Annotated in this window: 26 protein-coding genes; 9 read left to right on the top strand and 17 right to left on the bottom strand. The window is 34.0% G+C overall.

Annotation, left to right across the window (positions count from 1 at the left end; translation table 11 throughout):
* Nucleotides 1–10: 10 nt before the first annotated feature.
* From QLQ96_RS16120 to QLQ96_RS16075, 10 genes are all read right to left on the bottom strand, one after another.
* Complete coding sequence (locus QLQ96_RS16120) at nucleotides 11–631, bottom strand: pyridoxamine 5'-phosphate oxidase family protein (RefSeq protein WP_482491738.1); 621 nt, start codon at nucleotides 629–631, stop codon at nucleotides 11–13.
* 99 nt (nucleotides 632–730) lie between these two features.
* The gene (locus QLQ96_RS16115; protein WP_482491736.1) at nucleotides 731–1,165 is read right to left on the bottom strand and encodes a DoxX family protein; all 435 of its coding nucleotides are present in this window, start codon (nucleotides 1,163–1,165) and stop codon (nucleotides 731–733) included.
* Nucleotides 1,166–1,287: 122 nt separating this feature from the next.
* The gene (locus tag QLQ96_RS16110; protein ID WP_482491734.1) at nucleotides 1,288–1,977 is read right to left on the bottom strand and encodes an isochorismatase family protein; all 690 of its coding nucleotides are present in this window, start codon (nucleotides 1,975–1,977) and stop codon (nucleotides 1,288–1,290) included.
* 101 nt (nucleotides 1,978–2,078) lie between these two features.
* Entirely contained in the window at nucleotides 2,079–3,053 is a 975-nt protein-coding gene (locus QLQ96_RS16105; protein ID WP_482491732.1) for an alpha/beta fold hydrolase, read from the bottom strand.
* Nucleotides 3,054–3,099: 46 nt separating this feature from the next.
* Complete coding sequence (locus tag QLQ96_RS16100) at nucleotides 3,100–4,896, bottom strand: amidohydrolase (RefSeq protein WP_482491730.1); 1,797 nt, start codon at nucleotides 4,894–4,896, stop codon at nucleotides 3,100–3,102.
* A gap of 20 nt (nucleotides 4,897–4,916) precedes the next feature.
* Nucleotides 4,917–5,606: an alpha/beta hydrolase gene (locus tag QLQ96_RS16095; protein ID WP_482491728.1), complete on the bottom strand. Its 690-nt coding sequence runs from the start codon at nucleotides 5,604–5,606 to the stop codon at nucleotides 4,917–4,919.
* A 301-nt stretch (nucleotides 5,607–5,907) separates the two neighbouring features.
* Nucleotides 5,908–6,702 carry an alpha/beta fold hydrolase gene (locus QLQ96_RS16090; protein ID WP_482491726.1) on the bottom strand — a complete coding sequence of 265 codons (795 nt, stop codon included), beginning with the start codon at nucleotides 6,700–6,702 and terminating at the stop codon, nucleotides 5,908–5,910.
* A gap of 121 nt (nucleotides 6,703–6,823) precedes the next feature.
* Nucleotides 6,824–8,173, bottom strand: coding sequence for an alginate export family protein (locus QLQ96_RS16085; protein WP_482491725.1), 1,350 nt, complete (start codon nucleotides 8,171–8,173; stop codon nucleotides 6,824–6,826).
* A gap of 54 nt (nucleotides 8,174–8,227) precedes the next feature.
* On the bottom strand, nucleotides 8,228–8,635 hold the full coding sequence (locus tag QLQ96_RS16080; RefSeq protein WP_482491723.1) for a hypothetical protein: 408 nt from the start codon (nucleotides 8,633–8,635) through the stop codon (nucleotides 8,228–8,230).
* A gap of 61 nt (nucleotides 8,636–8,696) precedes the next feature.
* Complete coding sequence (locus QLQ96_RS16075) at nucleotides 8,697–8,996, bottom strand: phosphoribosylpyrophosphate synthetase (protein ID WP_482491722.1); 300 nt, start codon at nucleotides 8,994–8,996, stop codon at nucleotides 8,697–8,699.
* 312 nt (nucleotides 8,997–9,308) lie between these two features.
* On the opposite strand from QLQ96_RS16075, the gene QLQ96_RS16070 reads away from it, so the two are divergent.
* The 3 genes from QLQ96_RS16070 (at nucleotide 9,309) to QLQ96_RS16060 (ending at nucleotide 12,141) form a co-directional block, all read left to right on the top strand.
* Nucleotides 9,309–9,890, top strand: coding sequence for a TetR/AcrR family transcriptional regulator (locus tag QLQ96_RS16070; RefSeq protein WP_482491721.1), 582 nt, complete (start codon nucleotides 9,309–9,311; stop codon nucleotides 9,888–9,890).
* 95 nt (nucleotides 9,891–9,985) lie between these two features.
* Nucleotides 9,986–11,041, top strand: a complete 1,056-nt coding sequence (locus QLQ96_RS16065) for a proline iminopeptidase-family hydrolase (RefSeq protein WP_482491719.1) — start codon at nucleotides 9,986–9,988, stop codon at nucleotides 11,039–11,041.
* Between the two features lie 134 nt (nucleotides 11,042–11,175).
* The gene (locus tag QLQ96_RS16060; RefSeq protein WP_482491718.1) at nucleotides 11,176–12,141 is read left to right on the top strand and encodes a redoxin domain-containing protein; all 966 of its coding nucleotides are present in this window, start codon (nucleotides 11,176–11,178) and stop codon (nucleotides 12,139–12,141) included.
* A 69-nt stretch (nucleotides 12,142–12,210) separates the two neighbouring features.
* On the opposite strand, the gene QLQ96_RS16055 is transcribed toward QLQ96_RS16060, so the two are convergent.
* The 5 genes from QLQ96_RS16055 to QLQ96_RS16035 form a co-directional block, all read right to left on the bottom strand.
* Nucleotides 12,211–13,194, bottom strand: coding sequence for a type I glyceraldehyde-3-phosphate dehydrogenase (locus QLQ96_RS16055; protein ID WP_482491716.1), 984 nt, complete (start codon nucleotides 13,192–13,194; stop codon nucleotides 12,211–12,213).
* A 138-nt stretch (nucleotides 13,195–13,332) separates the two neighbouring features.
* Nucleotides 13,333–14,094, bottom strand: coding sequence for a sulfite exporter TauE/SafE family protein (locus QLQ96_RS16050; RefSeq protein ID WP_482491715.1), 762 nt, complete (start codon nucleotides 14,092–14,094; stop codon nucleotides 13,333–13,335).
* Nucleotides 14,095–14,096: 2 nt separating this feature from the next.
* A complete protein-coding gene (locus tag QLQ96_RS16045; protein WP_482491714.1) occupies nucleotides 14,097–14,990 on the bottom strand; it encodes an alpha/beta fold hydrolase in 894 nt (297 codons plus the stop codon).
* Between the two features lie 18 nt (nucleotides 14,991–15,008).
* Nucleotides 15,009–15,878 carry an alpha/beta fold hydrolase gene (locus QLQ96_RS16040; protein WP_482491713.1) on the bottom strand — a complete coding sequence of 290 codons (870 nt, stop codon included), beginning with the start codon at nucleotides 15,876–15,878 and terminating at the stop codon, nucleotides 15,009–15,011.
* Between the two features lie 42 nt (nucleotides 15,879–15,920).
* Nucleotides 15,921–16,331, bottom strand: coding sequence for a nuclear transport factor 2 family protein (locus tag QLQ96_RS16035; RefSeq protein WP_482491712.1), 411 nt, complete (start codon nucleotides 16,329–16,331; stop codon nucleotides 15,921–15,923).
* A 578-nt stretch (nucleotides 16,332–16,909) separates the two neighbouring features.
* On the opposite strand from QLQ96_RS16035, the gene QLQ96_RS16030 reads away from it, so the two are divergent.
* Together QLQ96_RS16030 and QLQ96_RS16025 are read left to right on the top strand one after the other, a co-directional pair.
* Nucleotides 16,910–17,836, top strand: coding sequence for a helix-turn-helix domain-containing protein (locus tag QLQ96_RS16030; protein ID WP_482491711.1), 927 nt, complete (start codon nucleotides 16,910–16,912; stop codon nucleotides 17,834–17,836).
* Between the two features lie 102 nt (nucleotides 17,837–17,938).
* Complete coding sequence (locus QLQ96_RS16025; protein WP_482491709.1) at nucleotides 17,939–18,877, top strand: helix-turn-helix domain-containing protein; 939 nt, start codon at nucleotides 17,939–17,941, stop codon at nucleotides 18,875–18,877.
* Nucleotides 18,878–18,901: 24 nt separating this feature from the next.
* Here QLQ96_RS16025 and QLQ96_RS16020 read toward each other — a convergent pair whose 3' ends face one another.
* Nucleotides 18,902–19,879 carry an AraC family transcriptional regulator gene (locus tag QLQ96_RS16020; protein ID WP_482491707.1) on the bottom strand — a complete coding sequence of 326 codons (978 nt, stop codon included), beginning with the start codon at nucleotides 19,877–19,879 and terminating at the stop codon, nucleotides 18,902–18,904.
* An 878-nt stretch (nucleotides 19,880–20,757) separates the two neighbouring features.
* On the opposite strand from QLQ96_RS16020, the gene QLQ96_RS16015 reads away from it, so the two are divergent.
* The 4 genes from QLQ96_RS16015 to QLQ96_RS16000 all read left to right on the top strand — a co-directional run bounded on the left by QLQ96_RS16015 (nucleotide 20,758) and on the right by QLQ96_RS16000 (nucleotide 23,841).
* Nucleotides 20,758–21,120 (top strand): hypothetical protein, encoded by a 363-nt coding sequence (locus QLQ96_RS16015; RefSeq protein WP_482491706.1) that lies wholly within the window; start codon nucleotides 20,758–20,760, stop codon nucleotides 21,118–21,120.
* Nucleotides 21,120–21,653, top strand: coding sequence for an AraC family transcriptional regulator (locus QLQ96_RS16010; RefSeq protein WP_482491704.1), 534 nt, complete (start codon nucleotides 21,120–21,122; stop codon nucleotides 21,651–21,653). The genes QLQ96_RS16015 and QLQ96_RS16010 overlap by 1 nt, the downstream gene beginning before the upstream one ends.
* A 784-nt stretch (nucleotides 21,654–22,437) precedes the next feature.
* Entirely contained in the window at nucleotides 22,438–22,908 is a 471-nt protein-coding gene (locus tag QLQ96_RS16005) for a hypothetical protein (RefSeq protein ID WP_482491703.1), read from the top strand.
* 699 nt (nucleotides 22,909–23,607) lie between these two features.
* Nucleotides 23,608–23,841 (top strand): hypothetical protein, encoded by a 234-nt coding sequence (locus QLQ96_RS16000; protein WP_482491702.1) that lies wholly within the window; start codon nucleotides 23,608–23,610, stop codon nucleotides 23,839–23,841.
* A gap of 180 nt (nucleotides 23,842–24,021) precedes the next feature.
* Here QLQ96_RS16000 and QLQ96_RS15995 read toward each other — a convergent pair whose 3' ends face one another.
* Entirely contained in the window at nucleotides 24,022–26,460 is a 2,439-nt protein-coding gene (locus QLQ96_RS15995) for a DUF4982 domain-containing protein (RefSeq protein ID WP_482491701.1), read from the bottom strand.
* Between the last annotated feature and the right edge of the window lie 132 nt (nucleotides 26,461–26,592).

The following is a 26,592-nucleotide window of genomic DNA, read 5'->3' as shown; positions in this document are numbered from 1 at the left end:
TTTCCAGGTACTATTTCGACTTTTGAGCCAGTTTTTCTTCCAGTTCTCTAATCGTATTTTCCAGTTTGGCAATATATTCTTTTTGGGGCTGAAAAGCCATTTCAACATCTTCTTTTGTAAAACGAGGTGTAATGTGTTGAGGACAATTCCAATCGTAAGCCTGAATTTCAAATAAAATCATTCTCTCGGGTCTGAACTTATATTCGGAAGGCTTTAGCTGATTATATAATTCCTCGTTGTCTTTTAATTCAACTACCTTCGCATGGGCATAAATTTTCAGCCTCGCTCTTTGCGGATAGGACATCAGAAATAAAGCGACTTTATTGTTGTTCGATATATTCCCTAAAGAAATATATTGTCTATTTCCTGAAAAATCTACAATCCCAATTGTTTTGTCATCAATAACCTTAATGAAACCGGTTGGTCCGCCACGATGCTGTATGTAAGGATATTCATTTTCGCCATAACTGGCCATATAAAAACTGTCTCTTTCGGAAATAAATCCGATTTCATTTTCTGTAAGTCCATCAACTATAGATCTCTTTTCCATATTTTCATACGCTGATCTGCTTCCATTTTCTTCCTGAAGCTTTTTTATGGCGTCCGTAAATGCTAATTTTTGATAGTTCATAATCGATATTTTATACAGTTTAAAATTATTAGAACTTTTTTAAGAATGATAATTCTAGATGTCAAACTCGGGTTCGATTCCCGGCGACTCTAAAAAAAATTATTTTTTTCTTCGGCTAATGATATAATGGTCAATCGAATATTTACCTGCGCCAGTAAAGCAAATTAGTAAAAAACAAAGACTGTAAATTAGCGGCGTATCTTTTACTAATATTGGATCATTAAAATGCACTATAAAATAACCTGTCAGCGTAACGGCTAAAATAGGTAAAGTTGCTAAACGTGTCATCAAGCCTACAATTATAAAAAGCGGCATTACAAGATTGGCGACTGTGGCAAAAACTTGATTAAAAGCATCAGGCAGACCTAATGGGTTTGGAACAACTTCAGCTAATTCAGCCCCAATGCCGATTTTCTTTAATCCGTGTGCAAAAATAAGTTCCAAAGAAACGGCAATCCTAAAAAAGAGCAGAACAAAGTTATTCAATTTGGTTCCAACATTTGAATATAGCAGTGAAAAAAAAATATGTATCATGGTTTTCGTTTTTAAATTGACTTTTAACTTTATTGGCCTAGTGAAGTACATTCTCCAAAATTTTGATCTAGAACTTGTCTTGTTAAAGGCCAATAAATTAAACTATTGCTTTGTTAAACAAACTAGTGTTTAAGCATTGCTCGGCTGTATTGAACGCCAATTCCATAAGACCCGCCAAATCTTTGAACTAAATCTGTAACAGCTGTATACGTTTCCGATCTTCCCCAGTCGCGCTGTAATTCTAATAAATATTGCATTGAAGTAATAGGTCTTGCACCAGCCTGTACCATACGGGTTACGGCCTGATTGTGAGCTTCATCTGTAACATCCCCGCTTGCATCAGTGATTACATAAACGGTATAGCCATCATTTATAGCTGATAATGCAGGTCCGACAATACAAACAGAAGTCCATAAACCGCCCATTACAATGGTTTTATTTCCTTTACTAACGACCTCTTTGTAAGCATTAGCATCTTCCCAGAAATTCATAGTGCTTCTGTCAAAATATTTGGTACTTGATTTAGGATAAAATTCTTGAACTTCAGGAAAAACTGGGCCACTAAAAGACTCTTCGGCCACCGTTGTAATTACTGTAGCCACTTTAAAAATCTTCGACGCTCCTGCAACCATTCCTGTATTTGTTCGAAGCTGATCTACAGGTATGTTACCAACTGCGAATGCCATCTGGCCTTCATGATCTACTAAAACCAATGTATGATTTTTAGGGGTTAATAATTGTGGACTTGGTTTTTGTGCAAATGCAGTCAGAGATGAAAGTACAACTGCTGCTGTTAAGATTAACTTTTTCATAATAGTTGAGATTTATTGTTTAAAAAATGGATTAATTAAATTGGACGAAACTTAATGATAAATTTTAAAAAGCATTTCAAAGCCAATATCTGTGAATGCTGTTATTTAACTTTCTTACTCAAAAAATTAATAATCAACTTTGAAACTTCTGAGTAGTGTTCTTCTAAGGCAAAATGACCTCCGTTTACGAAATGAATTTCTGCACTTGGATTATCTTTCTTATAAGCATTTGCGCCTGGTGTGGTAAAAAACTGGTCATTTTTCCCCCAAATAACCAGCATAGGTGGCTGATATTTAGCAAAATACTGGTGCCATTTTTCATATAGTGCGATATTAGATCCGTAATCGCGAAAAAGTGCCAGCTGTATAAGATCATTTCCCGCTCTGTCCAAATAGTACTGATCGACGATATAGCTTTCTGGCGCTACATTTTCTGGATTTTCAGCGCCTGTTAGATACTGCCATTTTGTAGCATCAAGTGTTAGGAAAAAACGCGCTGCCTTTTCAGTTTCTGTGTTTTGATTTTGGATGTACGCTGTAAGAGGTTTTAGAATTTCACCTAAACCTTCAACGTAAGCATTTGCATTTTGAATTATAAGTGACTGAATAAGTTCAGGTCGTCTCGTTGCTATTCTCAAACCGACAGGTCCTCCATAGTCCTGAATATAAAAACTGGCTTTTTTAATTTTCAATTTATCTATGAAGTGCTCGATCGTAACTGATAAGTTATCAAAAGTATATTGATACTTCTCTGGAGTTGGAGCACTGCTCTGACCAAAACCAGGATAATCGGGAGCAATAACATGATAATTAGCAGATAGCTCATTAATCAAATTTCGGTACATATGAGAAGATGACGGAAATCCGTGCAATAAGATGATCGTAGGGTTCCTTGTTTCACCTGCTTCACGGTAAAATATTTTTAAATTGTCAACAATTACCGTTTTGTATTGAACCTGATTATAGATAATGTTACTTTTTACCGCTTCATTTTGCCCCGCAGAAAAATTGGCATACAACTTAAATTGATTGACACTAACTATCGTCAGCATCAACAGAATAATTTTTATTTTCATTTTATGATAATATTTTAGACATGTTTGAGTGTATTTTACAGTTATGTTAGTTTTTATAACCTCCATAAAAATTGACAGGTGACCAGTCCGGAATTGCTTTTTCTGATGCAGGTCCCAATTTTGAAAACTCTTTATCACCAAAGACCACATTTCCTCCTACAACTGTTAATACAGCTGATAAATCTTTAATCTGGCTTTCTTCAACAGTGAAGTAATCATCTGACAACAATATAAAATCGGCAAACATTCCTTTTTCCAAAGTACCTTTTACATTTTCTTCTTTGGATACCCAAGCGCTACCTTTTGTGTACAGCATTAAAGCTTCCTGTCGGGTGAGCAAATTATCAGGAGCACTTAATTGCTTACCTCCCACCGTTTTTCCTGAAACCATCCAATATAAAGCAGGCCACGGATTATAACTTGCAACTCTAGTCCCATCGGTTCCTGCTCCGACAGGAATTCCCATTTTGATCATTAATTTTAAAGGCGGAGCATATTTGGCTTTATCAGCTCCATACCTTTCTACAAAATATTCTCCTGCGTACGCCATTCTGGCCTGAATCGCAACTCCGCCGTTAAGCGCTTTAATCCTTTTCAACTGTGGTTCAGTAACGGTTTCTGCGTGATCAAATAACCATCTTTGCTTGGCGAGTTTCCCATTAGTTTCTTTATTAACTTCTTCAATAACATCTAATAAATTAGCAATGGTTTCGCCATACGTTGCATGAATTCTAAACGGCCAGCCGCTATCAACATGCAGACGGATCACTTTTTTAATATCATTTCTCCACGACGGTCTATCTTCCAGCATAGGCTGCGGTGCCAGGAAATTTTCAAAATCGCCCGCACTCCATGTCAGAAATTCTCCTCCTCCTTCTAATTCGTAACCATGATCCAAATGAATTTCTCCATTTTGCCCCACTTTATTTGTTGCGATCCAATTTTGAAACTCTTCGAATTCACTTCCTTTATTTTGAGGAAACAAATAATAAGAAAGTCTTATAGGCATCTTTCCTTCATCTGCAAGAGCTTTTGTCGCACCATAATCTTTCGGGAATACATGTCCGCCGCCACCAGCGTCAATACCGCTTGTAATTCCCAAGCGATTCAATTCTCTGTAAAATTGTCTGGTAGAATTAGCCATTTGCTCCTCGGTCATGGCAGGCAGTGCGCCGATACCAGCATAAAGTATTGTAGGATTTGGTTCTGCCAGAAATACCCCAGTCAACTTGCCGTCTGAACCTTTTTCATACGAACTTCCTTCGGGTGGTTTTGTATTTTCATCAATTTTAAGGGCTTTTAAACCGCTTTTATTCATCCATGCTCTGCTGTAAAGAAATAGCACAAAAGTTGGAACATCTCCTGTTGCCTCATTAATTTCCTGAACAGTAGGAAATCTTTTTTCTTCAAATTGAAAAGGACTCCAGCCTCCTACCACACGTACCCATTGCCCTTTTGGAGTTCTTGCCGCCTGTTCTTTTAACATTTGCAATGCTTTTTTTAAAGACTTGACACCGTCCCATCTCAGTTCGGCATTGTAAAAACGTCCTCCTCTGGTAAGGTGCAAATGAGAATCATTCAGCCCTGGAATAATTGTTCTTCCATTAGCATCAATAACTTTTATCTGTTCTCCTTTTAGTTTTAACATTTCTTCATTCGTTCCAAATGCCAATACTTTTCCTTTTCTAACCGCTATCGCTTCAGTAATTGTGCTGTTCTTATCCATAATGGCTATTTTGCCATTTGTCACAATTAAATCTGCAGCAGCTACATTTTCTTTTTTCTCCTTTTGACAGGAAATAAATAGTATTATGATAAATACTGAAAATAAAATTTTTCTCATTTTTCCTTTTTTTTTTAATATTATGATGCTTGTACAGAAGCTGCAATAATTACATCTGCTACAGCTTCAGGTTGGGATATGTAAACCGCGTGGCTTCCTTTTATGTAAGTACCAACTGTTTTGGAGCGTTTGTACATGGCTTCTTGAATTTCGGGCGGAATGCTTTTGTCCTCAGTTGCAATTACAGCATAACAAGGTTTTGATTTCCATGCCGCTTTTTCAATTGGCGTTACAAAACCTTTAGCATAAAAAGCGCCTTGTGAAGCATACATGAAGTCAGCGTCTTCTGGGCTTAAATCTGCACAAATTCCCATATGATATTTATCTTTATCATAATAAATAATACCATTTTCATCTGCAGGTAAAATCCCATTTTCTGGCGCAGGAGGAGCAGTTTGTATCCATTGTAAAGCCGTTTCCCCATCTCCTGGCTGAAATGCTGCTACATAAACCAGCACTTCCACATTCTGATGGTTGCCAGCTTCGGTAATAATGACCCCGCCATAGGAATGTCCCACAAGAACGGTACGCTGTCCGATTTTGTCTAGAGCGATATTTACCGCCTGAACACCATCCTCTAGTGATGTTAATGGATTATGCACCACAGTTACATCGTATCCGTTAGCTTTCAAAATGTCATATATGCCTCGCCATCCCGAACCATCTGCAAAAGCGCCATGAACAAGGACTATATTTTTAATTTTATTCATAATGTTATTATTTTTAGAAATTAAACGCCCTATTTTTCATGTCGTTAAGAATGACTTGCTTTCTTATAAAATTTACAGAATATCAAAGCTTTACAAACGAACCTTGTTATTGTTGAAGCAAAATTACATCCTGCTAAGAACTTCTTTTCTGTGAATAATTCACTATAAATTATAAAAAACTAAGATTTGAAAAACTTCGATGTTAATCTGATTAAAACAATTTGAAAGACTGGACAATGCGGTATAAAAAAATTCCACTAATCATTAAAAAACCAGCAGAAGTTTGATAGTCACTTTAATTTTATTTTGCTTCTTCATTTAAAATCGATGCCACCACTGCTGGTTGCGAAAAGAAAGGCGTATGGCTCGTTGGTAAAGAATAGGTTCTGGTTACATTAGCGCCTTTTGCCATATTTTTTTGTAAAGTCAGCCCTATTGCATGATCATATTCTGTAAAAATGTATATCTTATTTATCTTTCCAAAATTTGCCGCTGTAAGAGTAACTGGCGATGCTAAAGGGCCTAATGGTTCAGGCTTAAAGTTGGCAACTAGTTTATCAGCAATTTGTTTTGGCGCATCTGCTGCGAAGAAATCTAAAATACCATTCTTAACAATTCCGACTACTCCAGCTTTTTCATCTGGCTGAATGTATTGCCCAATGTGAGTTTCCTTATCTGCAGCTGAAATTGAAAAAAGACTTTCTCCGTTGCTCGGCAGAAATGCACACAGATAAATCAGTTTTTTAATCTGTCCAGGGATTTGCTCTGCGGTTTCACTCACCACCATTCCACCAAAACTATGCCCTACAAGAGTAACATTTTTTCTTGTGCCAATAGCCTTTTTAACTGTGTCCACATATCCTTGAAGTGTTAACGATGAAACAGGTGTCTGATCATCACCATGCCCTGGCAGATTTACTGTTATTACTTCATTACCACTCTTTTTAAGTGCCGCTTCAACGTCTTTGAAGTCTTTAGCTGATGACCATGCGCCATGTACAATAACAATTGTGTTTGTATTAGCGGTGCTAGCCTGAATCGGTGCTCCGATAGCAGTCATTAAAATAATTGCTGCTGTTGTAATTGATTTTCTCATTTTTAAAATTTTTATAGTTAATTTAAATGCTCATTGATATAATTATTCCGACTAACGCTCTATGGCTATCAATTATGAAATAAGTGCTGCGGAGAAGTAATTTCTAATTGATTAATCTGGTTTATAAAATTAAAGTCAAAGTAGTGGCTGTAAATAAGATGTCTTTGCCATTACTTACATCCTTAATAAAATTTCCGCTTTGGAACCATGTTCCTTCAATGGTAAAAATCAGGTATTTATTAAATTCATAATTAAATGAAGCTCCAAGCTGATTTCCTATTTTTTTTGAACTTGAACCTGAACTGTCAAATAATACCGAAACATTGGGCTGGTAAATAGCATCGGTTGATGAAGCTCTCCAAAAGACATCATAATCCACATTAAAAAATAGTTTTCTTGTTAATTGGCATTCCAGAAACGGATGGATATCAATTAAATTAGAAGGCCCGATTAAGGAAGCTAAACCAAAGTAAGCGCCTCTTGGGAAAAGCGGATTAAATGTATCTAATGATTTATCGGTCTCAATTCTATCACCTGAGATATACTCTGCTTTTAGACCTATTTTTTGTATCGACTTATTTATATTGCAACTAAAATAATTATTGACTGAAAATGTCCATGCCTTAATATTTTTCCTTTCAAATCTTCCAAATTGATAGGCGCCTTCGATATCATAAAACCAATTGGATTGATTCCCAAAAACTCTAAAACCTGCCGTATTTCTATTTTCTGAACCGGAAAATGTATTGAATGTACTTTTAGATTTTTGAATATTAAGCACGTATATTTCTACGTTATTTAAATACTTAATTTCATTTACAACTGCGTAGACACCGAATAGCTTAGTATCGTCGTCAATATTATCATTGAAATTTCCGAATCTATTTTTTACATGATAACTGTAAAAAGCATCCGCAGAAAAAATGTTTCCTTTAAAAGTGACTTTCACAGCATCAAATGCTTGTCTGCTGTTTGTCCCTTCTCGGACTGAAATTAACCTTTGCGATCCATATAACAATTCCTGTCTTCCTATTCTAAAGCTCAATCTTTTCAAATTCAAATCAATAAACAGCTGATGCAGATCTAATGGATTTTCTTCAATCGGATTCGGATTTTCTCTGCTAACGACAACACTGCTCTGTAACTGGCTAAAAACTCGAAATGATTTTCCTATTTTCAAATCGCTGTACAAAAGAGCCCTGTTAAGTATAAAACCATTATTATCCTTCAAGTTTTCATCCCAATTTTCATTTTCAAAATATTGATATTGAGTCCTATTTTCAGCTCCAAAAAAAAGAAATGCCTGAGAGCTTTTAGAAACTTTAATCTGTTTGGCTTTGTAATACAAACTCCGATTTGTACTGTCGATTGAAATAACATCGTTATACCTTAAAAACTTGAATTCATTTATTTGCTGTGAATAAAAAACAGAATGGAACGCTGTCATAATAATTAGAAAATATTTTTTCACTCTTTATATTTTATTTTAATCAGCATGCAACTTCAGATAATAAAATCTTCTTACTTAAAACTCAGGGCCAACAACCAGCCTTTTAAAACTAAAAAATGCTGCTATGCGTGCTTTAATAGTTCTAAAAGTCAAAAACGAATATTGGTTCTTTACTTTTAAAAGATGAGTATTCTGTTCTTCACGAATAGTGTGTCCTAATAGGAATGAACCTCCAGAAAAAACGGATTTTTCTATATCAGATAAATTTTCGATTTCTCGGTCTAATGAAACAACATAACGCCCATCTTCAGAAATTTCGAAATTGTAACCGTAATTTTCAATCACCTTTTTAAGTATTGCATTATTTATTTCCTCAGCATTCGACCGAATGGCGATTTCTTCTTGTTTATCTGGATAAATGCCTGCGTGCAAGTCTTGCTCAAATTCATTTTCCAAAGACATATAGTTTATTGTTAAATCCATATCTACTATTTTTTTGAGTCTATTCTAATTAATAATCTTCTTTTGTTTGGTCTCTAAATTCTTATCGCATTTGCAGTTTTTGAATCATAGCCTCATTCAAATTGTCACTGTAAACCCCATAAGCGTCTACTAATAATCCTTTAATACCGTTTTGAGTGCGGATAGCGTACAGTATTGATGAGTCGTCGGGATTAGAATCGCCTTCAAATCTGTAAAATGCATCTACATGAAATTCACTAGCTTCAAATGTTTTATTCAACGTTTTGCAGTTTAATGTCGAGTTACTGAGATTAAAGTCGAAAGTATATCCTTCAGCCTGTTTTGTGTTAATTGCCTCTGAAAGTGTATCGTAATTTGTCATTTACTTAAGTTATTTATAGTGGGTTAGTATTAACAGACATTAGACTTTATTATAGCCTTCTCCGTCTTCTTTTTAATAATTTAATGCTCTTTAAATCTGTAACATATCATTATTATGAATCGTAATCAGCAGATTTTCTTTTTGTTAGAACAAAACTAATTCGAAACTCCGCATTAAATCCTATGGAAAAGTTGTGAAGAATTATAAATATTAAAGATTTTCAAATCGACGATAAATTTGTATTTGAAAAAATATTTTTTTTTGAAATTGAAATAAAATATTTATTTTTGTATTAAATACTACAGAAATAAAATGCGAGGCAGACCATCCATATTTAATGAAAAAGAACTTTTAAAAAAAGCTCAAATTTTGTTTTGGGAAAAAGGATTCACTCCCACATCACTTGAAGATCTTCTTGAGGCCATGCAGATTGGAAGCGGGAGTTTTTACAATACCTTCAAAGGCGGAAAAAAAGAACTTTTTTCTAAAGCGCTTCAACTTCGACGAAATGATTTAAATGATTTCAAACAGCAATTGCAGCAGAGCGAATCTCCTCTTGATATGATAAAAGACTTTTTTCGATCTCTAGCCGAAGCTGACACAAACAGCCATTTAATGGGATGCCTGATTGTTAACACCATTATCGAAATGAGTTTTGTTGATCAGAAATTCCAGAACGATGCCCTTCACATCTTAAAAGAAATGGAACAGCTTTATATTTGGGCTATTGAAAAAGCACAGAAAGAAGGAAAATTGCAGAATACAACTGATCCAGAAATTCTTGGGAGATATCTCGTTACATTTTGGAGCGGACTAAATGTGTTAAGGAGAATGCATCCAGATAATGCAATACTTAAAACTCAGATAGAAATGCAGCTTAGCATTATTAGCTAAGCTTTTTTTTATCCATTTTTGTATTATTCAACACAAAATTATTTTTTAAACGATTTTAAGCACATATCACTGATTACTAATTTAAAACAACATTTATGATTATTTACAGCAGAGTTATTTTACTAATTTTTACAATGCTTTTTTTGAACGCCTGCAATACGAAAGAGAATCAGGCTCAAACTTCCAACGCAGAACAGATCGCTTATTTCAAGGATGATTCCAAAGGCATTAAGACAGGCGGCATTAAGATGGTAGAAATTAATACTCCGAAGGGAAAATTTAAAGTTTGGACAAAAACCGTAGGCAATAATCCAAAAATTAAAGTTTTGTTGCTTAACGGAGGTCCAGGAGCTACGCATGAATATTTTGAATGTATGGAGAGCTTCCTGCCAGCTGAAGGAATTGAATTTATTTATTATGACCAGCTAGGCACTGGTAATTCTGATAATCCGAATGATCCTTCATTTTGGGATCTGCCAAGATTTGTAGACGAAGTTGAACAGGTTCGCAAAGCATTAAATCTTGACAAAGACAATTTTTATCTTTTAGGACATTCTTGGGGTGGTATTCTAGCAGCTGAATACGCATTAAAACATCAGGAGCATTTAAAAGGTTTAATTATTTCTAATATGATGATGAGCGCGATTGACTACAGCAATTATTCAAGAGTTCTCGCTAAACAAATGGATCCAGCTGTTTTGTCGCAATTGAGAGAAATTGAGAAAAATAAGGATTATAAAAATCCAAAATATATGGAGCTGCTGTTGCCAAATTTCTATGCAAAACATATTATGAGAATGGATGTTAACGAATGGCCAGAACCGCTTAGCCGTTCATTAGGAAAAATCAATGAATCATTATATGTAACCATGCAGGGGCCGAGCGAATTTGGTCTTTCTGGTAAACTTGAAACATGGGATGTCAAAAATCAAATTTCAAAAATTACAGTACCTACCTTATCAATAGGCGCAAAATATGACACGATGGATCCAAAACATATGGAGTGGATCGCAAAAGAGGTTCAAAACGGAACTTATCTGTATTGTGATAAAGGAAGCCACATGAGTATGTACGATGATCAGCAGACTTACATGAAAGGTCTGATTAAATTTTTAAAAGATACAGATAGCAAGGTAGCTCAAAAATTATAAGAGAAACTCCGCAGTATTCACCGCCCACACATTTAAAAATGATAAAAAGCATAAAATTAGTATTGTTCTTCGTTGCCTTGAATGCATCGGTTTACAGCCAGAATAAGGAAGCTAGAACAGTCAAAACCTTCACCTTGAAAGGAAATATAAAAGGCGATAGTACTGATAACTTTGCCTATTTATATTATGGCGACGTAGAGGATAGCGTAAAGATTGAAAATAAACAATTTGAATTTAAAGGCTTTGCAAAAGATACCGTCGTTGCAAAAATATATCTGCCATCTGCAGCCAATGCCCCACAATTTTATCTGGAAAACAGTGCTATAAATATTAGCATTAGCATTGATAAAGCTCTTAAAGATGGAAAATCTATACAGACTATGCATATTGACTCCGTTAAAGGATCGTATTCATCAGAATTACAGAAGGAATACTTAAATTTTTATCAGGCAAATGCAGCCAAAAAAGATTTCAGCAAATTATTGTACTCAAAATTAACTCTATTTTTTAATACTCATCGCTCACATCCTTTCAGCGGGGCAATATTGGCAGAACTTGCACTAATAAATCCAATTTTGGACAAGCAGCAACTTACTGGATTATATTCGATTTTAGATATTTCAAAGCAAGACAGCCAATACCTTAAATTATATAAAAGAGGAATTGAGAAATTTGATACTTATGCTGTTGGAAAACCTTTTTTAGATTTTAAACTTCCAAATCAGGATGGCAATTTAGTCGGTCTTGAGAAATATAAAGGAAAAATAATTCTTATTGATTTCTGGGCTTCGTGGTGTGCGCCCTGTAGGAAGAAAAATCCTGAACTGATTGATTTAAAACAAAACTTTGCATCTGAAAAGTTTGAAATAATTGGAATTTCAAGAGACAAAAATAAAAAGCAGTGGGTTGCGGCTATAGCAAAGGATCAGTTAAACTGGACCAATTTATTGGATCTGGATCAAAAAATGGAAAATACTATGGGAATTGAGAACATTCCTTATAATTATCTGCTTGACGAAAAAGGTATAATAATAGGTGTTAATCTTACCGCAGAGGAAATCAGAAAAACAGTATCTGAAGCGATAAAAAACAAAAGTTAAATGCAAAAACCTCCAAAATCATAAATTTTGGAGGTTTCTTTTTAACCTAAATTAAGATGATTTTTTTATTTACAATTCCTGAATCTGTCTGATCATTTGGTTTGTAAATCCCCATTCGTTATCGTACCATGCCATAACTTTTACAAGATCACCGTCTACTACGCGGGTCATTTCAAGATCTACAGTTGCAGCAAACGGGTTTTTGATCATATCAGATGAAACCAAAGGCTCATCGCTTACATCTACAACTTTTTTATATCTCTCAGTTTGAGCTTCCTCTGTTAAAATAGCATTTATTTCTTCAGCAGATGTTGGACGCTCTGTAACAAATGTAATATCTGAAATCGATCCAATTGGCACCGGAACTCTCACCGCAATACCATCAAATTTACCTGCATATTCAGGAAGCGCTTTTGTAACTGCAATTGCCGCTCCAGTTGCTGCAGGCGCCGAATTTATCGCAGCACCGCGCCCCATACGAGGCTCTTTTTTTGATGGTGCATCTACCAATGTCTGAGATGCAGTATAAGCGTGTGTCGTATTAAGAATAGCTTTTTTAATTCCAATTCTTCTTCCGATTATTTCTATTATTGGTCCAATATTATTGGTTGTGCAGCTTGCGCAAGAAAATATAGAAACTTTCCCTTCTTCTGTGTTCACACCGTGTACAATTGTTGGAGTATCTTTCGTAGGACCCGAAATTACTACAAACTTAGCGCCCGCTGCAATGTGCTTTTCTGCATCTGGTTTATTGGTAAAAAAACCTGTGCTTTCAATTGCCACCTCGACATTTAGTTCTTTCCAAGGCAATTCTGCAGGATCTTTTACTGCTGTGTAGCGAATAGATTTGCCATCAATTACAATTGAGTTTCCGTCTATACTAACCTTTTTATCAAATCTTCCATAGATACTGTCATACTTTAAAAGGTAAACTGCATTCTCTATGCTCATTAAATCATTTATCCCTACCACATCGAGCTCGGGAGTTTCTAAAATAATTTTAAGAGCTGCTCTTCCTATTCGGCCAAAGCCATTGATTGCTATATTTTTCATTTCGAAATTTTAATAGTTATTAATATTTTTTACGACTGAGCTTAAAGATAGGTTTTTTCTGAATACACAATTCATAACTAATTCATTTAATGATATTTAAATATAAAAAACCATAATTTATCAGCTCAAAGAAGTTTATTACATTGTAAAAAAGTACACCGCAATTATACCTCCGACAACAATGATCAATTTCCTGACCAGTTCCTGATTCATGTGTCTTGAAAATACTGCCCCGTAATAACCTCCTATAACTCCTCCAATTGTCAGTACAAGCGTTATTTTCCAGTCTATTAAACCTGAAAATATAAAACAGAGCGCCGCAATTCCGTTGTTTACAGTAACCATTAGTACCTTTAGACCATTCATTTCATTTAGATCTTTCATTCCATAAAGGGTAAAAAGAGTAAGAATCATGATTCCGATTCCTGCATTAAAGTACCCGCCGTAAAAATTAATCAGAAACAATGGTAACAGCTTGCTGTGAGAATATTCAAAATGTCCGCTTCCAGAAGTAACTTTTTGAAAATAAGCCAATATGGATTTACTAAAAGCAAATATTCCCCAAGATATCAGGTGAAAGTAAGGGACTAGAGACTTAAAAAGTTCAGGATCCGTCATGACCATTACAGTTGCACCGCATAATCCGCCGATTCCGCTAATCAGTAAAATAATTTTCAGATCTTTTGATTGAATTTGGATGTCATTTTTAAATGCCTTAACGCTGGCTACATTTCCGAACCACATCGACACACAAGTCATGGCGTTGGCCCGAATGGATGTAACTCCGTTTAAAACTAAACTTGGAAAAACAATAAATCCTCCGCCTCCGGCAAAAGCATTTACAGCTCCGCCTACTATCGCAGCTAAAAATAAGAGTCCAAATTGAAGATAATTTTCCATCTTTAATGTTGTTGCAATGTTTTGTAATAATCGATTATTGCCCCAGCAATCTCAATCCCAAATTCTTCTAAAGCAAAATGGCCAGTCGGATAAAAAATCAGCTTTGAATTTGACAGCTCATTGTGAATAGCGATCGCTCCCTCTCTTAAAAACACTTCATCATTTTCCCCCCAAACGATTAATGTCGGAAATTGCGATTCTCTCAACTTTTCCTGCCAAGCTTTATAAAAAGCAAGATTCTTTTCGTAGTCTTTCTTAATTTCCAGATGAATTTCCCTTAACCCCGTTCTCTGCATTAAAAATTGATCTAAGTGATAGGATTCTGGTGCAATTATATTCAAATTAGAAACCCCTGTAAGATATTCCCATTTGATATAATCGAATTCAACCAACTTTTCCAATTTTGAACTGTTTTCGCTGTTTTCATTTTTAAAAAGAAACATCATGTTCTTAATTCCTGATCCTAAACCTTCTTCATAAATGTTTCCATTCTGAAAAATGAGCATGTCAACTTCTATACTATTTTTTGAAATTACATGCATGAGAATAGGCGCACCATAGTCAAAAAGATAAAAACTTGTTTTCTTAATGTTAAGCTTTTCTAAGAATGCTGTTATGATTTGAGCGAAATTTTCAAAAGTATAATCAAACTTGTCTTTTTCTGGAACAGCGCTAAAACCAAAGCCTGGTAAATCGGGAGCAAGAATATGAAATTTCCTTGAAAGCAACGGAATTACATTCCGAAACATATACGATGACGACGGATATCCGTGAAGCAGCAAGAGATTTGGTTTTCCCTCATCACCTGCTTCACGATAAAAAATTTCCGTGTCGTTAACATCAATTCTTTTGTAAGCAACTTCATTTACCTGCTCCGTGATCGATTTATTAGTCATTTCCTTTGTTTAAAATGATTAATTTTTACCCGTTTTTCTGATAAGGAAATCTTTTATAAGTTCTGAAATTTCATCACCAAAACTTTCTAGAGCAAAATGTCCTGTTGGAAATAAATGAAATTCAAGATTTTTCACGTCTTTTTTAAAAGCTTCCGCTCCTACGCCTGGAAAAATATAATCATCCTTTCCATAAACAATCAGCATTTCTGGATTGTATTGTCTAAAATATTCCTGCCATTCAGGGTACAAAGGCACATTGGTTCTATAATCATAAAAAAGTGCCAACTGAATATCTCCATTTTCAGGACGTTCTAAATGTCTCAAATCAACTTCCCAATTGTCTGGAGAAACTACCGAAGTATCAGGCACGTTGTGTGTATATTGCCATTTCAAACCATCAGGAGCGTGAAAAGTGCTTAGAGTCGCCGCTGCTTCTTTATCATTTCTGTCTTTCCATAATGCTCTAAAAGGATCCCAAAACGTTTCTAATCCTTCTTCGTATGCGCAACCGTTTTGTACAATCAACGTTTCTATTTGGGTTGGATTTCTGCTCGCTATTCTAAAACCAATCGGCGCACCATAGTCCATTAAATAAAGACTGAATTTTTTGATTTCCAATTCATCCAATAACGTTTTAACTATGTTGCTTATATTTTCAAACGTATAGTCAAAATCCTTAATTGGCGGCTGCTCACTTCTTCCATAGCCAGGATAATCTGGAGCAATTACATGAAAATCATCTGCAAGATAATTTATCAGATTTCGGAACATATGCGAAGATGTCGGGTATCCGTGAAGCAAAACCAATGTCGGTTTTTGTTTATCTCCTGCTTCTCTGTAGAAAATTTCAACTCCGTTCACTTTTCTTGTGTGGTAACTTGTTTTCATAATTTAAATTTATTAGGGTTATTAATTCTTTAGTTTTTAAAATCAGATAAATTTTCGTTCACTCTCTTTAATTGGAAGATCATTAATGCTTGCGTACCTTCTTCTCATTAATCCATCTTCATCAAATTCCCAATTTTCATTTCCATATGCTCTAAACCAATGTCCGTTTACGTCGCGGTATTCATACTCAAACCTTACTGCAATGCGGTTTTCTGTATGTGCCCAATATTCTTTTTTCAGCTTATAGTCAAGCTCTCGCTCCCACTTATGCGACAGAAATTCTATAATTTCATCACGGCCGTTTATAAATAAGTGACGATTTCTCCATTCGCTGTCTATTGTGTAAGCCTGAGCTACTCTCTGCGGATCGCGGCTGTTCCATCCATCTTCGGCCAATTGTATTTTCTCCAGAGCTGTTTCTAAAGTAAATGGCGGTATCGGAAATTTTTTCATGTCTAAGTTTTTAAAGATTACTATATAGTGCTGCTTTGCTTTGGTAAGAAATGATCTTACGTTATAGAAGTTTTATTCTGCCTCTCTTAATTGTTTGAAGCAAAATTATAGTTGTAGAAAGATTTACTAACTGTGAAAAATTCACAAAAGATTATAATAATCCAAGATTTGAGTTTTTGCTGATTTTTTGCAGTTGGAAATACAGAAATAAACAGTAATCAGTTCTTTTTCAACACATAAGAATACAATTCCATTTGTAAAGACTTGACAACTATTTAAGAGAAACTTTAAAAGGATATAATCTGAAGGAATTAAAAGCATAGGATTTTGCAGATGCGCAATATTCAAACGAAGGCTATTCTCTAAGCTTATAAAATCAAATATTTAAATTTCTATTTTAAGAAACAGACCATAATAGCTCATTGAATTATCCCAAAAGCCTTCGCTTTAGCTCAAATCTTTAAATTTTATAATTTTATGTCTAAAATGGTGCCCGCTTAACATTATTTTTTTATGCAACTTTGAAAAAAATAAAGACGCAATTTTAATCGTAAGGAATTGCAAATAAGCAAATTAGAATGAAACCACAGCTAACCACTTTAAGTAAACTAGATGATTGTCTGGCATTTATGAAACTGCCAGATAACTATAGCAACAATACGGATTTTGCTGTTTTAAAATTGCATGAGATGGGCATAACGACTCCATGCTTATCACCTACCTTTCGTCCTTCTTTTTATAATCTGACCATAGTAGCCAACGGATCTGGAACTTGTATAGTAGGAAATGAGAACTTTGAACTTCGTTCTGGCAATGTATTTATTTCTCGCCCAGATTCATTTCTATCGAGCAGTTGGAACGTTATCGGCAAAGTGTACCATATATGTTTCAGTAAGGATTTTGTTTCAGAATACTTACCGGAAGGAATCGATTCTATTATGAACACAGACAAAATCAATGGCTGTACAAAAATGCTGTCAAAAGAAACTATGCTTTATCTGGAACAGACTTTCATTGAAATTTTTGATGAGAATAATTCATTTTTGCCTTACAAAGAAGAAATGCTCGCCAATCTTATCCTTTGTCTGCTATTTACAATACAGCAGCAAGACAAAGAAAGACCATATATCAAAACAGAAAAGAATATTTCGATTGTTAATGCCTTTCGCCAAAATCTAGATGATAATTTCAATAATCTGCTTACTGGAAAAAACAGTGTTGTGATGCGCACCAAAGAGCATGCAAAGCTTCTGAATTTAAACGAAAACCACCTTTGCAAAGTAATCAGTAATTCAACAAATAAAACGATTAATGACTGGATAAACGAAAAATTGGTTGATCAAATTAATTATCTTTTGAAGCATTCTGACAAATCAATCAAAGAAATCGCAACATTGTTTGCTTTTCCTGACATGAATCATTTTTATAAGTACTTTAAATCACAGACATTACATGCCCCAGGCGCAATTCGAAAAGAATTTTTAAATAATAAATTTAATTCATAAAAATCAATAAAAACTATCGGCAAATCGCTCCCTTTTCTCCTTATGATAACCTTCACATTCTGCAATCTTTACTCAGTTATTAAATATTTAAGTTTTTAGAAAATGGAAAATGATAAAAAGCCAAAATTCACCGATTTTTATGAAACAGTGGAAGTCATGGGGACTGAACTATCTCACGGACATCTGGGTGATGCCGAATTTTCATTTGTGAACTCTCGGATACTCCATCGCGATCATACATTTCCGTGGAGCACCCCTCCATTTTATACTACCTTTTTCTCGATAGGTTTTCTCATGGAAGCCCACGGAAAAATTACTGTGGACAAGGAGCAGTATATTGTAAAATCGGGAATGTTTTTTGTGAACAAACCTGGAGAGTTACAGCAGCTCACATGGTATTCTGTTGAGGAATCTTACGGACTGCTATTTACGGAGGGCTTTATTTCAAAATATGCAGGAGTATCCATTTATAAAACATTTCCGTTCCTTTTATTTGAAAGGCAGGTTCCATTACAAACTACAATGGAATTTAGACTGGAATTAAAAAAGATCCTATTGCTAATTGTCCAGCAGCTTCAAATGGAATCTCCATTTCAAAAAAAAATGTGCGCTAATTTACTTACCCGTTTCTTACTTAAAATTAAACAGGAGTACTGGGAAGGATATAAAATTCATACCGCTCAAAACCGAAATCCCGACATTCTTAAAGATTTTACACAAAACTTGGAATACCACTATGAACAACTGCTGAAAGGAAAAGTGAATCGTATTCTTTATATTAAAGATTATGCAGAAATGCAACAGCTTCATGAAAATTATCTTTCAAGTGTACTAAAAGAAAAAACAGGAAAAACGGGCGGACAATTGATTGCTGAAAAAACACTGAGCACAGCTAAAATTTTAGTTTTAGACCAACGCTTTTCAATGAAAGAAATTGCTTTTATGCTAGGTTTCTCTTATTTATCCTATTTCAGCATATTTTTTAAGAAGCACACAGGACTTTCTCCTGTCGATTATCGAAAAAAGAATAGTAAACCGTAATGTCAATTCTTTACCTTCTTTGAGTTACCAGTTTGGGCGAATAGGCACAACATTTCCTTTATAAATATGATCGTATTCACTGTGAGAGGCATTAAAATCATTTCTGACCATGATAGCACTTTGATGAGTATGTTTTTTGAAAAAGCTATAAAACTGCTTCAATTCACTAAACGCATACAATTGAGCTATTTCGGTCATCGACTTGTCCGTGTTTTTAAGCAGGTAAGTTATTTCATCAATGAGTTTTTCGTTGATCCATTGGTTAACTGTTTTACCAGAGCTTCTGCTTATAATTTTGGACAGATTGTTTTCACTGATGCTTAATAATTCTGCATGTTCCTTTACCCTGAAAACTGAACTGCATTCGCCAGAGATGAGCATGGTAAAGTTTTTATCCATATTGCTGCGAAATGAAGTGATTATTGCTGCATTCTTCTCATTTAAAACTGTGGCTTTAATTTCATTTTGATGATTTTGTATGAGCAACAGCATATAAATAAGAATATTTGACATTATTTCATCTTTAATCGGTGCCATAGAAGTCGCGTGACTATACAATTCCAGACAAAGCCCTTCCATGTGATTAATTTCCTCGTCATTAAGAAAATAGTTTATTCCATTGGATTTATCCATTTCCAGCAATTCGTCAATTCCCGATGGCAAGCAGTTTGCAATAAAATCTTTTCTGAAACTAATATTGTAAACCGTCTTCATCTCAGTCCATCCACTGGAAATATAAATATCAGGACGTTTCATAAAGATGTGTCCAGAACTCACTTTAAAAACCTCATTACCAGACACAAATGTTCCTTCACCCTCTTTCACTACAATCAAAGTATAATGATCAGGCCTAAAAGTTGGGGTAATATAAGGCATTTTCAGCCCCATCTCATGTATTTTCAAAATAGCAAAATCATCACTGTCTAAATAAGAATAAACAGGAAGATTCATAAACGCGAGCATATCGCGCAAATTTTTTAAAGTGGTAAGTTCTGGTTTCATTTAATGATTTTCGTAACTTAATCAACGAATAATTATTAGATAAATTTAGTAAAATAACTTAAATCTACAAATAGCAATACACTCACAATCAGCACATAAAAAAGCTATTTTATCAATTTTATTATCTTTCACTTTAATTATACCCATTAGCTACAAATTTACGAACATCAAATGCAAAAAAAATACCTGATTCATGGTAGTTAATCGCAGCAAGCTACGTTATAATTACTACTTGGAATTGCCTCCACTTTTGCTACAAAAATCTCAGCTAGGAGATTGAAAGGGATTACTTTTGTACCACAAAACCTAAATCACATAAAGTAATTTATAGAGCCAAAGAAAGACAACCCTTCCTTAACTTAAAATATTATTTTAAAATCCTCCATAAATTTTGTAAATTTATTTATTAGTTTAATGCGATGAATCAATTGAGTTTTTATAATTTTTATATCAATCCCCAACAGGACGTCCATACCAAATTTACAAAGCCAATGAAAGACAGACATTACATATGGTAAGCCAAAAGCTTCAAATCATCCAAAAAAGATGTAGAAATTTGTCTCGTTCCCGCACTCTTAAAGAAACGTTAAATTTTCGGATTTAGCGTTTTTTTTATGCCTTTTAGGGAATATTTAACCATTTTTTACTTCTAAAAATAAAGGATTTGTATTTACTGCAGAGTTGACCTTACTGTATTCAAACCGTTAATAATAATTTTACAATTTTGAACTAACTGTAGCCGATAATCAACTACTTCAATTAATTAATAGGTAAAACTCAAATAATGGATAAATAAAATTCAATATATGGTATGTAATTTTAGCATAATTTAGTATAGATTATAAAAGGCGGAAAATTAAACTTAAAAAAGATATTTTATGAAGAGCAACCAAAGTATAAAGCATCAAATAAAAATGGATTCATTAAAACTGGATTCAAATTTTGGGCTTCATTCTATGCATGATGGTTTAGCTGTAAACATCGATGTCGAAATTAAAGGTTTTGAACCCTTTTCAAAATACTTCAGAAGTGACTTTTTTCAAATCATGTTATTTGAGTCAGGAGAAACAGATTTAAGTCTAAATCTTGTAGATTATAAAATCACTAAAGATGATCTTATTGTTTGTGCCCCCTTTGACTTAAAAAAAGTTAATAGCTTTAATAATTCAAAACATTCGACAATTTTATTTACCTCTGACTTTTTAGAAAAAGCCGGACTAAGTAAAACAGCACCGGAATAATGCATTTTTTTACTAATCAGTATACTCCGCAATGGAAGCTTGATGCTCAGACCGCGAAAAAAATTAATTCTCTGATTAATGAACTTGGAGAAAGGCACAATAATATATTTTCTAATAAATATGGAAAAGAGCTGTTGTATCTGTCTTTTAATATTTTCTTATATGAATTAGCACTAATTGGGAATAAATATGCACAAACCGCAAAACATATCTCACGCAAAGAAAATTTAGTTATTAATTTCACATCTTTAGTAAAGATCCATTTTAAAAAGGAAAGATCACTCTCATTTTACGCTTCATTACTTAATATAACACCAAAATATCTTACAACAGCAGTTAAAGAAATAACAGGAAAATCAGCTGGTAAAATAGTCGACGGATTTGTTGTGCAGGAGGCCCGTATGCTTTTAGAAAACCCAGATTTAACCGTATCGCAGATTTCCGAGGAACTGAATTTTAGCGATCAATCTTTTTTTGGTAAATTCTTCAAAAGAAATACTGGTTTTTCGCCATCTGAATACCGCAAAATATAATACTAAGCTTAATTTCTTTCCATTTTCTTACTCAAAAGCTTCTTAATAAAAGCGACAAATAGACCAATACTATCGATAAATCAACCTTTCGTAAAAGTTGATGCGTACATAACTTTGCATTAGTTAAAATCTATCCAAATAGAAAAAAAATGAATGCAAAAAAACAAGAAACACTGGAGACAGCCAGCATCCTTTTCGCCCAAAAAGGACTTAAAATTACATCGCTTGATTTGATAGCACAGCGTAGCAATATACATAAACAGGAGCTCATTAATATTTTCCCAATAAGGAAAACATAATTTGTGAAGTTGTAAAATGCCTTGAAAAAACAGAACAGTATTTAAGGATTCTATCCCGAATATCTCCAAAACTGATTTCCGAACTAAATGGCTTTTTTGACCTAATCGAGAATATTGTTCAAATATTATCTGTTTCATTTATAAATGATCTAGCACATTTTTATCATAACATATACAAACTGATTAAAGCTTCAGTAAATGACAAATTCATTCCCTTTTTCATTGACAATATTGAATGCGGAAAATTTGAAGGACTATACAACGAATCTGCAAACGGAATCACTTTAAGCAGATTATATTTTCAGCAGTTAAACTTTGCAATTGAAATCGAAGCTACGTAATCGTATGAAAGTTTCAATGCAGTTTCGTTTTTAAACCCCTTATATCTAAATAGCCTAGTAAATGCTCAGGGGCAAAAATTACTGCTAACTTCAATAAAATAATACTTGAAAAATTTAATTGTCTTACAAATTAAATTATAGAAAATGAAAACAAATAGAAAAACACCTGTTGTCAGCCAAGGACTTTTAATGTTATTTATTCTAGCTTTAATTTATGGATGTAAAAAAAATGATATTAAAGACTATAGAACTTTTTACTATGCAGTGCATGAAAGTGACACGGCTATTCTTTCCATAGGAACCCATAAGGATCGATTCTTTGGGCAATATGAGATATATTATGGCAACAGATCTGTAAAAGACTCTGGAAATGTTGAAGGCACAATCTCAGGAGATACTTTAAGAGGAAAATTTAGATATAGAGCTTTTGGAGGAACTATTAATGTTAAACCAATAATATTTTTGAAACAGCGGGAAAAATTAATTTTAGGATCTGGCGTCACGGCAATTTTTATGAATATACCTTACTATATGCCAGGAACCATTGAATTTGAGAATTCAAAATTCATATTTTTAAAAGCAAGCGAGGATAAAAATAATCAAACCTTGAATTGATAACACATTTGCACAAAAGCCAAGGTTATTTTCAAAGATGATCAGATATCTAAAACTATATTAAATTAACTAAAAAAACTTAGTTAAAACTAAACTTTTAACCATAACTAAATTTTATAATCTGTAAGAATTACTATTATCATCATCAAATTATGCTCTGGATATTTCAAGGATAATAGTTTAATTTTACTTTCATCAAAGTAAACTCATTAAGATACTTATGAATGAATACTTTGCTAATTAAAAAATAAGTTTTAATGTTTTTAACTTCTAACCCCTACGAAACATACAAACCTCTTTTGAATAAAAATTTAAAACAATTATCTTACAAATTCACTGGGAAATAGGCTAATTTCTTTAAATCGTTCATAAAATGGTTTGTAAATTGTTCAGTCAAGATCACAATGCCAAATGGCGCCAATTAAAGACAATTGGCGCCATTTTTTGTATTTACTACCAAATAAAGTCACTTTGAATCATTTTTGCTTTTTTTAGGAATAGCTCTTACCTATAATGTCAAATCTGTGCTTTATCTACTATCCAAATAAAAGAAATAATCAATATTTTAAAAACTTAGATTCGAATATTTTTATAACTATTCTGTCTTTTAAATTAATAATTTATAAATTAGTAAAATATAATCGATTACAGCTGACTATTAAACCACTTTTCTGAAAATTTTTATTTACTTATCCAGCCTTGGAATGGTTATTAATCTTTGGCCAGGGAAAAAATGAACGGCAGATTACCAACTTGGGAAAAACTGGTTTACCGATAAAAAAGATCCTGATCTATTATTTGGAAAAATTCAGGGAGGAAAAACAGTTTCAAAATGGAAAGAGGAAATTCTGGCAGACTGGAGCAAAAGATGGAAATGGCTTAACGAGTAACAAATTCAAAATAAAATCTAAATCAATATTCAATAGTATTTGAATGATTTAAAAAACAAAAAACTCTCAATAATTGAGAGTTTTTTGTTTTTTAATGTTATCAAAAATCCTTAACTGTATAACCAGAAATTAAAAATCGCATCATTTATTGAATAAGATAATCTGACTAAAGTTGATAATCATCCATTATATAATTACTACAATCAAGAATATGTAATTTAAACTAACGTACTGACTTTAAATTAATTTTTCCTGTCTGAAGTCCTTTACCCGTAACTTCCAACTGGATTGCACCAGGAGTTTTGATTGATTTAACCAACACCACAAGTTTACCGCTGAAAAGCTTCATATGATCCTCATGAAACATTTCTAACGAAGTAGCATCACCATTACAAGCCGCTCTGTAAGTTGCGGCGCCAGTAACTTTAAATTGAAGTTCATCAACTGCTGTAGGACACGGAATTCCGTTTTTATCTACAACCGAAACTGTTACAAAAGAGATATCTTCTACATCTGCTTTGATCGTTTTGCGGTCTGCTTCGAGAACAATTTTATAGGCATCTCCTGCTGTTTTAATCTCTTCTGTTGCTGCTATTTTTCCGTTTGAATCAAATGCAACGACTTTTACCGTTCCTGGTTCGTATGTAACATCATTCCACATTAAGCGATAACGATTTTGCGGAGTTGAATTATTCTTTTTCTGAATTCCCATACTTTTTCCATTTACAAAAAGCTCAGCGCTGTCGTAATTCGTATAAACGAAAACCGGAGTAATTTCTCCTTCTCTACCTTTCCAGTTCCAATGTGGTAAAATATGAAGCGTTTTATCCTTCGTATTCCATCTGCTTCTGTAAAGATAAAAACGATCTTTAGGAAGTCCCGCTAAATCTGAAATTCCAAAATAAGAACTTCTTGAAGGCCATTTTTCATCATAAGGCGTCGGCTCTCCTAAATAGTCGAAACCAGTCCATACAAATTCACCAATAACCCACGGTTTATCATCCTGAAGTACAAAATCTTCATCCGGAACATTTGACCAACTACAAGCTTCAAGATCATAAGAAGAACTTTGAAAATCATCGTATGTTTTGTTTTTCGCCTGAACAACTGGGAATTTATAAATTCCTCTTGAACTTACTGTTGAAGCGGTTTCTGAACCCAAAATTAATCCCTGCGGAAATGTTTTATAGGCTTCTTCGTAAAGATGAACTCTGTAATTTAATCCAGGAATATCCAGTAAAGCTCCAAAACCAGACTCCATAGTTGCTTTTACCTGATCCATACCGACAGTCACAGGTCTTGTAGGATCTTCACGATGAAAAATATCCTGCAGCCATTGGGCACGTTTTACTCCTTCAGCTCCCCATTGATCCGGAACTTCATTTCCAGAACTCCACATCACAATAGAAGGATGATTTCGTGTAGCTCTCACCAAATTCACAATATCTTTTTCGGCATACTCTTCGAAAAAACGATTATATCCGTTTTCAACTTTTGGTTTTGCCCATTCGTCAAAACTTTCAGCAAGGAACATAAATCCCATTTCGTCAGCCAATTCCAATTGTTCAAAAGAAGGCATATTATGAGAACTTCTGATGGCATTACATCCTAAATCTTTCAGAATTGTAAGCTGTCTTCTAAGTGCTGCTTTGTTAATAGCCGCACCAAGTGGACCTAAATCATGATGAAGACAAACGCCTTTAAATTTCGTTATTTTACCGTTAAGGCTAAATCCTTTATTTGCTTCGTATTTAATAAATCGGATACCAAATTTTATGTTTTGTTCGTCTTTTAAAGTTCCATCAGAAGCATACAATTTAGTTACAGCTGTGTATAAATAAGGCGTTTCTGGGCTCCATAAATTAGGTTTTGCAACTGAAATAGTTTGGTGGAATTTTCCATCCTTTGTTTCAGTAGTTTTTTGTGTTGCTACCACTTTGTTTTTAGCATCCTTAATTTCAGTTACCATTGAAACATTACTGCCTAGAAACTCCGCTTTTATATCAACAACAGCATTATTATCCTTCATGTCTGGAGTTGTGATAAAAGTTCCCCATTGTGCGAAACTTTCTTCCTCTTTTACAACAACACTCACTTTTCTATAAAGACCAGCTCCCGGATACCATCTTGAAGAAAAAGGCTCATTTGTCAATTTTACAGCCAATATATTTTCTTTCCCAACAAGAAGATCATTCGTAATATCGATATAAAAATAGCTGTAGCCATAACCCCACTTTCCTATTTTCTTTCCATTCAAATAAACCTGAGGTTCGCTCATAGCGCCATCAAAAATAAGAAGTGCTTTTTTTCCTTTTTTGAATTCAGGAATAGAAAAAGTATTGCGGTACCAACCCGTTCCGATATGAGGCAGTGCTCCGGTTCTTCCGGTTTTTTCAGTCGCTTCTTTTTCTCCGTTTTGTTCGATTATTCCAGTTTGAAGATCCCATTTTTTATCTAAAGGTCCGTAAATGGCCCAATCGTGCGGAACACTTACTTTTTCCCATTTCGAAGCATCAAAATCAACAGAAAAAGCATCTCCTTTTACCTCTTTAGAAAAAAGCCAGTTATCTTTTAAAACAGCAGTAGTGGATTGTGACATCATTTTTCCAGATGAAAAAATCAGTACAAATAAGAATAATATTGATTTAAAAAGTCGTTTCATTTTCTGTTTTAATTTTTTTTCACCATTAAGGCATTAAGTTAATTAAGCTTTGTGTTTGTTTTGTCATTAAAAATCAAGGTAATTAAGCGAAGCTTAATTACCTTGATAAAGCTTGACTTAATTAACTTAATG

Source organism: Flavobacterium sp. B167r (assembly GCF_056824315.1).
This window is presented reverse-complemented; position numbering and strand designations above follow the sequence as displayed.